The organism is Microvirga sp. HBU67558 (assembly GCF_018069605.1).
In the GTDB taxonomy this organism is placed as follows: domain Bacteria; phylum Pseudomonadota; class Alphaproteobacteria; order Rhizobiales; family Beijerinckiaceae; genus Microvirga; species Microvirga terrae.
In genome coordinates, this window is record NZ_JAGPUP010000416.1 from 1 (window position 1) to 9,605 (window position 9,605).

Below are 9,605 nucleotides of genomic sequence, written 5' to 3' on the forward strand. Positions count from 1 at the left end.
CTCGAGTACGAGACCCTGACCGGCGAAGAGATCCGCAATCTGCTCGACGGCCAGCCGCCGGTGCGGGACGATGGGGGCACAAGTGCCGCGAAGCACAGGACCTCGCGTCCGGCCGTACCGCCGGCCGGAGCAGCGGGCGTACCGAAACCAGCATAATGCGGGAGAGCGATACCCAATCGTGACAACCAACGCGTGCCGGCTCCTGCTGGCACGCGTCGTTGCACCTTGACCAGTCCTTGAACGGGAGAGTCCATGGACCTCGACACCCTCACGACGATGCTGCTCGACTTCGTTCGGGCGCACCAAGGCTGGGCTCCGTTCATTGTTGGGGCTCTGGGCTTCGCCGAGTCGCTCGCTGTTGTCTCACTGCTCGTCCCCTCGACCGTGCTGCTTCTTGGGATCGGTGCCTTGGTCGGAGCAAGCGGTCTGGAGTTCTGGCCGATCTGGCTTGGAGCGGCCGTCGGCGCCATCCTCGGTGATTGGCTATCCTATGCCGTCGGCTTTGGGTTCAAGCATGCCGTGTATCGTGTCTGGCCTCTCTCATCCCACCAGCATCTCCGTGATCGCGGCGAAAAGTTCTTTGCCCGATGGGGTGCGTGGGGCGTCTTCCTGGGGCGCTTCATTGGCCCGCTGCGCGCTGTGGTGCCCCTGACAGCCGGTATCTTCGCCATGCCTATGCTGCTGTTCCAGACGGCGACCATCGCCTCAGCGTTTGTTTGGGCTTTCATCGTGCTCGCGCCGGGCGCGGGTCTGACCGTATGGGCCCAGTGAGAAGCAGGCAAATTTCTTGCCGGCGACAGGATTAAGGCCGAGGCCAGCTTCGTATACCACGCATGGACCATTCCAGAAGACGTGCGGAGATCATCACCTGCCAGCAAGGGCGGGTTCGACGCGCCGGCGACGGGAGGGTCCATCGGCAAGCCAATGCCGTTTCAGCGCTGTCCTTTCGCCCCAATCAAGAGGGCTTGGAGGGACAGCGAGAAGAGAAGAGTAGCGCAGCCCATCCGACGCGGATCTCAGGAAAGAACATCTGATGCAACAGTCTCCGACCGAATGGGGAACCGGTCAGCCCAGACGCAGAGCGGCAAGCCCGTTACGCCGCGGGCGCTTCGCGTTCACCCTGGCGGGTGCGCTCGTCGTTGCCATGACTGGCATGGCGGAGGCTAGGAGCAAAGGCAGCATGGGCTCACGTGGCTCACGCACCTTCGATGCCCCTCCGGCCACCCAAACAGCTCCCTCAGCCGCGCAATCGCTCCAACGCTCGCAGGCGACTCCAAGTCAGGTTCAGCCTCGTCCGGCCACTCCGTCGGCCCTGGCGGCCCAACCCGCGCGGAGCCGCTTCGGTGGTGGGTTCTTCGCTGGCCTGCTCGGGGCAGGTCTGCTGGGCGCGCTGTTCGGCGCAGGCCTGTTCGGCGGCCTCGGGTCTCTGGCTTCTATCCTGGGCTTCCTGGCGCAGGTCGCGCTCATCGGCGGTCTTGCCTTCCTGGTGATCCGTTTCTTTCGCCGGCGACAGCAGCCAGCCTTGGCCGGTGCCGCTGCTGGCGCCCCGATGCAGCGATCGACACTCAGCGGCATAGTCCCGCCAGGTGGCGGAGCAGCCGCATGCATGCCGCCTGCGGCTGCAGCAGCCAGCACTGCCCCGCCTTCGCAGCCGCGCACTCAGGAGCTCGCTGTCAGGCCTGAGGACTTCGCTGCCTTTGAGCAAGCTCTCGGGGACATTCAAACGGCCTATGGCCACGAGGACGTTTCTGCCCTGTGGACGCTGGCCACGCCGGAGATGGCCGGATACTTCCAGGAGGAGCTGAATGAAAACGCCCGCAAGGGTGTGCGTGAGGCCATCTCGGGCGTGAAGCTCCTGCAGGGTGATCTCGCCGAGGCCTGGCGTGAGGGGCCGACTGACTATGCCACAGTTGCGATGCGCTATTCCATCACCGAGCAAACGATTGACCGTGCGAGCGGCAAGGCTGTTGCCGGCGAGCCGGAGAAGACCGAGGAGGTCACGGAGATCTGGACCTTCCGTCGTGACAATGGCGCATTCTGGAAGCTCTCGGCGATCCAGCAGGCCACCTAATCCCATTATAGTCAACCGCGTCGGACAAGCCCGTGCGGTTGACCATTTTGCATGTGGGTGCGACACCAGATGGTGCCTCCTCCTCTGCAAATTAACTTTGCGCCTACACTGCGCCTACAAGGCAATTTCGTTGAGCAGTTATTTTGACAAGAAGTCTGTTGCTGGCGCGGAGGGCGGCGGCACAGAACGGGCTCTCATGATATGACAGCCCGCCTTCAGTCCAGGATATACCTTTGACCAAGATTGCGTTGATCTCCGATCTTCACCTTGAGGAACGCAAGGACCCATCCCCGTTGGGGACGCCGCCTAAACCTGCCCTAGGCTTCTGAAGAATTCCTCAGAATATGAAGCGTTTCATCCCATGCGGCCCGACCGAGCAGAGGCCCCCGGCTCTTCGAATGAGCAGGGGGCCATCCATGTTTGATCGTCAGATGATGACGAAGTCGCTCACAGTCAGGAACAGGTGCTTGTCGATCCTGGCGAACTGCACCTGGGCCGCTCCGCCGGCACCGTCCTTGTCATAGTAAAGCGCGCCCGAGAACCAATCGTAGATGATCCGGTCGTCGGCATCCGCCGCATGGCTGCCGTAGTGGAACGCAGTCCAAGCGAGATCGCCCTTCGGACCGATCTTCGTGAACACGGCATTCTCAAGCCGGATCGTATCCTCCCAGGGATTGAAATCCCTGATCGTGTCGATCTTTCCGTCGCCGAGCTTGGTATCAAACACGAAGACGTCGCGTCCGGAGCCGCCGGTCAGGATGTCCTTGCCCTTGCCGCCGTAGATCACGTCATTGCCAGAGCCACCATTGATGGTGTCGTGGCCGTCATCGCCCTTGAGGATGTCGTTGCCACTGTCCCCGGCAAGGTAATCGCGTTCCGTGCCACCCTCGAGGCGGTCCTTGCCCGTGCCCCCGTAGAGGCGGTCGTTGCCGCCATTGCCGTACAGGCGATCATCGCCGCCGCTCCCATATAGGCGGTCGCGTGAGGCCCCGCCGGACAGGGTGTCGTTACCGCCCGAGCCATGCAGCAGACTACCGGCATCGGAGGCGTACATTTGGTTGGCAATGCCATTGCCATAACCATAGGCGGCATTGCCCGTGAGGACGAGGTTCTCGACGTTGGCGTTCTCAAGGATGTAGCTAACTGAGCTGCGAACGGTGTCGATGCCCTCGCTACGGTACTCGATCACCTGGTCGCTCGCCATACCGACGATATAGGTGTCATTGCCCTCCCCGCCGTACATGATGTTGATGCCTGTGCCGCCGTCGAGGGTGTCGTTGCCGATGCCGCCCGAGACGGTGTCGTTGCCGTCATCGCCGTAGAGCCAGTCGTTGCCGCCATGTGAGCCGACATAATCATCGCCGCCACCGCCGTGCAGGGTATCGTCGTCGGCTCCCAGGATGAGCGTCTGCCGGGCGCTGTCGCCGAACACGACCTGCGAACCGGTCCCTCCCGTGACCGTCAGAGCACCGATAATTGCGGCAAACTCCACATTCTCCAGCTTGATGTGGCCGCCAGCGATGCCACGCCCATCGATGACCAGGGCCGTCTCAGGGGTGCCTGGAGCCGTGGGCGCGCCCGAGATCACCAACGGCTGACCCGGCAGCGTGCTGCTGCCCGGGGCCAGCATGGGCACAAGGCTCTGCACGATCAGCGGCGTGCTGGCAAACAGCCCTTGCAGGAAACCGGAGCCCCCACCGGTGAGCAGGTTCTGATCGGCCGAGCCACCATCAGTGTGTGCCTGGATCTCACGGATCAGATCGGCCAACGAGCTTCCGGCGGTCTTGGGCGCCGATGGGCCGGTCACCTGTAGGCCATAGCCCGTCGGCAGCTGCGCCAAGAGCACCGGGTGCCCGCCTGCGCTCACCAGCGGAAGATCGGTCGGGCCGCTGCCCGCCGTCATGATCGGGATGGTGAGGATCTGGCCCGTGCTGCCGTCTGGATAGACGATCGTTTCGGTCGTCACCTCTACGCCGCCTATCAGCGCGCCGTCGCCTTGCACCTGCACGCGCACGGTCTTCACGGTGCCATCGAGGGACTCGACCGTGAAGGTCTCGGTGACCGCCTCGCCGGAGCGCAGGGTCTTGGTCGTCTCGGCCTCGTTGTCGAGCACATAGGTCCACGTGCCCTGAGTGGCGTCGAACGAGAAGGTCCCGTAGGTACCCTGCACGTCGGCCTGAGCCTTGAAGCCGGCCTCGCCCGCGTCCTCGTCGGTCACCATCAGAACCCCGGTCGCGATCAGCATGCCGTCCTCTGCAACCGACCCGGCATCGGTGCCGCCGATGACCGCAACGTCATTCACGGCTGACACGTGGAGATCAAGGGCTCGCGTGTGGCTCAGCGCGCCGCCCGAACCTGTGTTGCCCGTATCGTCAATCGAGACCTTGAGGACCCGCGTTCCGTGGTCGTTCGCGGCAGGCGTATAGATCACGCCGCTCGCCGCGATGAAGGCGTTGATGTCGGCGACGCTGCCCGTTAGGGTCAGGGATGACGCCGTGTCTCCGACCGTGACGCCCGATTGGCTGGTGGCCGACAGGGAACCCGCCGAAACGCTCAGGGTCACGATCACTGGCGCCGAACCGGCATCGATGTCCGCGAAGCTGATGCCGGCGAGCGCGGTCGCCGTATCCTCGATCACCGCGATGCTGCCCGGTGGCGTGGCGACAGGAGCATCGTTTACCGGCCAGAGGTCGAGGTTCACTGTTTCCGTATCACTCCGCGGCCCGCCCGAGCCGGAATTGCCGCCATCGTCGATCGAAACGGTCAGCGCATACGTGCCGGTGCCATTGGCCGGAGGGGTATAAGTGACGTGGCTTCCCGCAATGAAGGCGTTGATGTCAGCGATGGTGCCCGTCAGGGTCAGGGATGACGCCCCTCCGCCGACCGTGACGCCCGCGCCATCGGCAGCCGACAGGGTGCCCGCCGGCACGGTCAGGGTGACGGTGACCGAAGCCGATCCTACATCGATGTCGGAAAAGGCGATGCCCGTCAGCGCCGTCGGCGTATCTTCCGTCACGGCGATGCTGGCTGGCACGGTCGCGAGTGGAGCGTCGTTCACGGCGGCGATCTCGAGATCGACCGTTCGGGTATGGGTCTGCGCGCCGCCCGAACCCGTGTTGCCACCATCGTTGATCGAAACCGTCAGAACCCGCGTGCCCGCGTCGTTGAGGGACGGCGTGTAGGTAACGCCGCTTGCGGCAAGGAAGGCATTGATATCGGCGATCGACCCGACCAGCGTCAGGGACGAGGCCGTTCCGCCCACCGTGACGCCCGCGCCGGTCGTGGCTGACAGGGATCCCCCGGTGATGCTCAGGGTCACCGTGACATTGCCCGCCCCCGCATCGATGTCGGAGACGGTGATGCCCGTCAGCGCGGCTGGCGTATTCTCGGTCACCGCGATGCTGCCTGGCCCGGTGACAACGGGCGCATCGTTGACCGCCGCGATTGTTAGGGCGACCGTCCTGGTGTCGCTCAGGCTGCCGCCGCTGCCCCCATGTCCACCATCATCAATCGAGACGGTCAGCACGCGACTCCCCGTGCCGTTCGCATCGGACGTATAGGTGACGTGGCTTGCCGCGATGAAGGCGTTGATGTCGGCAAGGGTGCCGGTTAGGGTCAGGGCCGAAGTGGTCCCGCCGACCGTGACGCCGGCACCGCTGGTGGCAGCCAGCGTTCCCGCCGCGATGCTGAGGGTCACCGTCACGTTGGCTGAGCCGGCATCCACATCCCAGAAGCTGATGCCTGTCAAAGCGCTGGCCGCGTCTTCCATCACCGTGATGCTGCCCGGCACGGTGACGACCGGCGCGTCGTTCACGGCCGCGATGGTCAGGGCGACACTCTTCGTGTCGCTTAGGCTGCCGCCACTGCCCGCGTTGCCGTTGTCGTTGATGGAGACGGTCAGGGTCCTCGACGCGGTGTCGTCGTGAACAGGGATATAGGTGACATTGCCAGCGGCGATGAAGGCATTGATGCCAGTGATCGTGCCTGTCAGCGTCAAGGCGGACGCGGTGCCTCCGACAACGACCCCCGCGCCGCTGACCGCACCCAGTATTCCTACTGGCACGCTGAAGGTCACTGTCACGTTGCCGGGCCCCGCATCCTTGTCCGAGAAGCTGATCCCAGCCAGGGCCGTCCTTACGTCTTCCGTCACCGCGATGCTGCCCGGCATGGTGGCAACGGGTGCGTCATTGACGCTTGTGACGCTCAGGCCGACGGTGTCCGTCTGGGTGCTGAACGGAGAGGTTCCACCGGTGCCGACACCTCCAATATCGGCCACCCCCCCGTTGCTCCCTGCAGACAGATCCCAGGCGCGGATGGTAAGGCCCGCCGGAGCCGTGCCCTTATAGTCGGCGCTCGGCTCGAAGTAGAGCCGTGTCGCTCCATCGGCGGCAAGCAGCCTTGCGGCATTCTCCGGGGGTGTGCCGAGGAGCGACCAGGAAGCGCCCCCATTGATGGAGAACCACCATCTGCCGTTCGAGGCATCGGCTCCGACGATGGCAATGCCACGACCGGAGGTGGAGTCTACGTCCGAGATGCCAACAGCTAGATCGGAGACGAGAAGCCCCATCACCTGCCCTGCTGCCGGCGGACCCGCATCCTCCGCGACCGTCAGGGATAGATTCCGGTCGGCAAGGTGCGGTGCGTCATTGGTCGGGGTCACGTTGACCGTGATGGTGCCGTTCGTGGGCCCCGATCCGGCGGCATCGCGGATCTGCGTCGCGATCGAAACGGGCTTGTCCCAGTTGGGGGCAGGCGTGAATGTAACCGCCGCCAAGGCTGCATTCACGTCTGCAACCGATCCGCTCACCGTCCACACCCCGGTCAGGGCATTGTAGGTCGGCGTGGCCGAACCGGCGGGGGTCACCGACAGGGTGCCGGCCTGGGGTTGGCTCAGCGTCAGCGTCGCGGTGACCGTATCGCCCATGTCGGCATCCGCCACGACGATGTCGCCGAGCGCGACCGCACCGCTATCCTCGAGGGCAGCGATGGGCTGCGTCAGGTTCGAGGCCGTCGGCGCATCGTTGACGCCCTCGACCGTGATGGTCGTCGTGGCTGTATCGAAGCGCCCCGTCGAATCCGTCACCGTATACTGGAACGACGTGGTGCGGATTTGTCCCGCGGCCAGATCGGCGAAATCACCATCGTCGGAGAATTGTAGCGCGCCGTCGTCCCTCAGCAGAACGCGTCCGCCGCCGGTAAGATCGGTCCAGCGGCCAACATCGGCCGCCACTCCATTGAGGTGTGTGATGGTTTGAAGATCGACAGTGCCGAGCGGACCTCCGTTGTCGAGATCCTTGTCGTTCGCAAGGACGCTTGCGCCCGCCAAAGCATCGCCAGCCTTGGTGCGGAATGCGTCATTGATCGCATCCGGAGCATCTTCGAGAAGATTGTCGTAGAAAACTGTCTGATCGACCTTAGTCCCGGGCTGGAAGCCCATGAAGAACCAATTGTAGGTGAGCGTCTTCGTCGAAGCGTTGTAATTCGGGGCATAAACGGCGTTGACCCCGTTCATTGATCCCTGATCGGTAATGGTGCCAGGGGCGACACCTGTAGGGGCCAAGCCTTCAATCTTGATGGTAAACCCGGCGGGTTGCGCTGTTCCGTCGAACTGGGCAAAGACCTGATTGCCGGAAATGTCGACGGTCATCGTCCCGCGCAGAAGCCCGTTGTCGCCCTGCACCGGCTCCATGTCGCCATCGCCATCCGTATCGGACAGGATCCTGGCGGATAAGGGCACAACGAGTTCAGCCCCAGCCCCGACGACCACCGATGTGAACTCGTAGGGAGCCTCATAGACGAAGAACCCCTGCAAGGAGAACGTGATCTTGACCTGAATTCCTTCGAGACTGCCTGCCATGCCATGCCCCCTCGCCGGCCCAGTACCCGCGCCTGGACTTGGCGTGCCGTCCTGCGGCGCCACTGATTGTTATCGTGAAGAACCGTGGCACTTCTTAAAACAGGCCACCTAAAGGCGAGCACTACTAAGAATATTGCCCTAGATGTCGAGATCAATTACTGCAGAAGCAGATTTTATTAACCAATGTTACTCTTCGGCAACACGCCTGCCAAAGCCGGGCTCGGACGGCACTTGGCTCTCTAACGGCAAATCAAGACGGCGAAACAAGGCTTAACCAACTTATCGACGCTCCAGCGGTCGAAAGCTGCCACAGATGGCCGTCTACCTCCATCAGCGGACCGGCCCATCCTTGTGGGAATACCTGTGTTCGGCACTCAACGCCCATTATTTGACATGGCAGCCTTCGAGAGCCGATTGTGCCGGAACCATGCACCTGTCAGCCAAGCCAGCCCAGAGCTGAATCCGGCTTCCGGAGCCAGGTTTTGGCCACGCGGCAGATGACGGTGTAGGCCGGGTTGAACACGTTGCCGATGTCATAGCGCACCACCTGTCCCAGAAGATGGCTGGCAGAAGTGGGATCTAATCCGAAACTGCTCCGAAGCCAGTTCAACATCTCTGTTGTTGCATGCTGAAGCGCCTGGTCCAGCGGACGGGCATTGCCGACCGTGAAAATATCCGACTCTGTCTCACCACGCGGCCAGCCGTGATTGGCATTCTTCTTCAACCACACCGTGAACTCGATCTCGAACGACGTCTCGATCCCCGTGCCGACAATCTCGCCGTCCCCTTGGCAGGCATGCCCATCGCCCAAGAAGAACAGGGCACCGGGCTCGAACACCGGGAAACAGGCGACGGCTCCTGGGGCAAAGCCTCTGAAGTCCATGTTGCCGCCATGCCGGCCGCTCGTGGCCGTGGAGATCGCCTGCCCCATGCCAGGGGCCACTCCGAAGCACCCGATCATGGGGTCCAAAGGCAACACAAGATCCGCCACCGCGCTGGGCGGCTCCATCAAGCGCACAGTCCCAGCATTGCGATCAATGGCCCACTCAACCCGCTGCCGCTCAGGCAGTCGGGGCAGGATCTCTGGATCAACCACGTTCGGCGCCAGAAGGGAATAGGTCCAGCCTGTCTCCCGGGTCGGCGACATGCGTTGGATCTCCACGATCAGCGCGTCGCCGGGCTCTGCCCCTTCCACAAAGAAGGGGCCTGTCATGGGATTTGGCCTGGGAGCACGCTCCACACTCTCGTGGTCACGTCCAGCGGCATCAATCGTGGTGGTGGTGACCGTATCGCCATCAGTGATCCGCAGGACCGGATCTCGATCACCCAAAACATTGTGATAGCCTGTCGGACTGAACCGATGGTGGGCCACGTGCAATCTCCTCAAATTCACTGGCGTTGTACATCATGTGGGCTGTGCGAGCTACAAGGCTGCTCTGACCACCATTCGAGTCAACCGGCCTTACCTGTGAAATGTCCTGTGCCATGGCTCGTGGCACATGCCGGGCGAGCAAGGGCGGTCTTCACTCTTTCGTGGACAAGAAGAACCGCAAGTTCAATACGCTGATTGCTTCAGCCTGCCCTGAGGGAGCTGCACAGCTTTATGTTGCGCTGACCCCGTTGAGCGGCATAGCCCGCCTGGTGAGATAGCCTACGAGCTCATGACGCCCCAGGCAA

The 9,605-nt window shown here is 63.1% G+C and carries 4 protein-coding genes; 2 read left to right on the top strand and 2 right to left on the bottom strand.

Annotated features, from left to right (window positions below; translation table 11 throughout):
- Positions 1–252 precede the first annotated feature (252 nt).
- The gene (locus tag KBI52_RS03725) at positions 253–771 is read left to right on the top strand and encodes a DedA family protein (protein ID WP_173945396.1); all 519 of its coding nucleotides are present in this window, start codon (positions 253–255) and stop codon (positions 769–771) included.
- Between the two features lie 262 nt (positions 772–1,033).
- The gene (locus tag KBI52_RS03730; protein ID WP_173945397.1) at positions 1,034–2,071 is read left to right on the top strand and encodes a TIM44-like domain-containing protein; all 1,038 of its coding nucleotides are present in this window, start codon (positions 1,034–1,036) and stop codon (positions 2,069–2,071) included.
- Between the two features lie 427 nt (positions 2,072–2,498).
- Here the strand turns inward: KBI52_RS03730 and KBI52_RS03735 are convergent, their stop codons facing one another.
- Together KBI52_RS03735 and KBI52_RS03740 are read right to left on the bottom strand one after the other, a co-directional pair.
- A complete protein-coding gene (locus tag KBI52_RS03735) occupies positions 2,499–7,928 on the bottom strand; it encodes a VCBS domain-containing protein (protein WP_210805410.1) in 5,430 nt (1,809 codons plus the stop codon).
- A gap of 436 nt (positions 7,929–8,364) precedes the next feature.
- Positions 8,365–9,300 (bottom strand): acetamidase/formamidase family protein, encoded by a 936-nt coding sequence (locus KBI52_RS03740; RefSeq protein WP_210805412.1) that lies wholly within the window; start codon positions 9,298–9,300, stop codon positions 8,365–8,367.
- Positions 9,301–9,605 lie beyond the last annotated feature (305 nt).

Excerpts from the sequence above, each read along its gene's own strand:
- KBI52_RS03730 (WP_173945397.1), top strand. The coding sequence starts at position 1,034 with ATGCAACAGTCTCCGACCGAATGGGGAACCGGTCAGCCCAGACGCAGA.
- KBI52_RS03725 (WP_173945396.1), top strand. The coding sequence starts at position 253 with ATGGACCTCGACACCCTCACGACGATGCTGCTCGACTTCGTTCGGGCG.
- KBI52_RS03735 (WP_210805410.1), bottom strand. The coding sequence starts at position 7,928 with ATGGCAGGCAGTCTCGAAGGAATTCAGGTCAAGATCACGTTCTCCTTG.